Here is a 1,269-nt window from a genome sequence, read left to right as displayed (position 1 = left end):
CGTACAAAATCAGGACGGTACTTGTAATGGTAGATACACATACACTTGGCTATAAAACTAGATAGATGCAATTCTCTGTAGATCCTACACCAAATAGCTCTCCCAATCGTGGAAAGTTCACCATTCATAGCCGTTGATAGGTAATTATATGTAGAATGCGAATAAGATAGTCTTACAGATTTACAAAAACCATAAAAGAGCCCACAAATTAGCTCAGCACTACCAATATGCAACTTAACACCTAGCAAATCAACGTATTGAATGGACGGTACTCCAGTAGTAGAACAAACAATTCCTGCCTCAGCATGAGTAGAAACAGGAATAGAAACACTACTGCTATCCGCTTGTTTGCCTTTCACAATCAAATCAGAAGAAAATCCATCTCCCGATGTTGTACTCTTATCAACATATTCACCACTCGTATTTGTTCCAGAATATCGTGTTTTCAAATATGACATCAAATATGGTTCCATTGATAAAATAACGGAAAGACTTCTGCTACTAGCGTATACCCCTTCTGCAATCGAACTAGAAAAAGATCCATCTCCTGATACTGTAGGCTTGTCAGTACCTTTAGCACTTGCATGTGTTCCGTGATATCGTGATTTCAAATTACACATTGAAGATGATGCTATTGAGGGAATACCAGCAATGTCTAGGACATTGGCAAAATCTTTATAACTAACAGCATCCAAAGACTCACCTTCCAGAGCACTAGAAACTCTATCAACTGCTTCACGCCAATTAGAGTTAAAAACATGCTCCGCCCTCTTACGGATAGCAGAATCTAGTCCCAATAAAAAATTCAGCAACGTATCTCCAGTCAACTTCTCTACATCACCGACAGAAGAACTAGACAATACTTTAATGTCAGGAAGAGAATGTATAAAACCAGGTCTGTGCTTAGAATGATACTCACAAAAACATTTATGCACAAAATTAACTTCACACAGTACCTTATAAGTACCGTACCAAATAGCACGTCCGGTCTCCGTAAGTTTATCTATGGTGTTTGGTGGAAGTTGTCTGTTTATCACTCTCTTGTAAAAAACTCCAGCTATTGCATCAAATTTAGAAAGGAGATCACCAATTATTTTAGCACTGCCAGGATGTAAACTAACTCCCAGTGAATCACAAATATGCTGATCAGCAATAATGGCTGGAGAAGAAACAGCAGCAGTACTGGATTTGGATACTGTACCTATCCGTCCTTTTAAATCTGAAAGAGCTGCTCTTGATAACTTACCTTTTACCTTACATCTCTTTAAA

1 protein-coding gene is annotated in these 1,269 nt (G+C 38.1%); it reads right to left on the bottom strand.

From position 1 onward, the window contains the following. The coding region (locus A6733_RS08700; RefSeq protein WP_176696739.1) for a hypothetical protein at window positions 1-1,269 on the bottom strand (1,269 nt) is incomplete at both ends.

It is taken from the genome of Candidatus Ichthyocystis sparus, assembly GCF_900078745.1.
Classification (GTDB): Bacteria; Pseudomonadota; Gammaproteobacteria; order Burkholderiales; family 2013Ark19i; genus Ichthyocystis; species Ichthyocystis sparus.
Note: the sequence above shows the minus strand (reverse complement) of the source record. Positions and strands in the feature narration are given on the sequence as shown.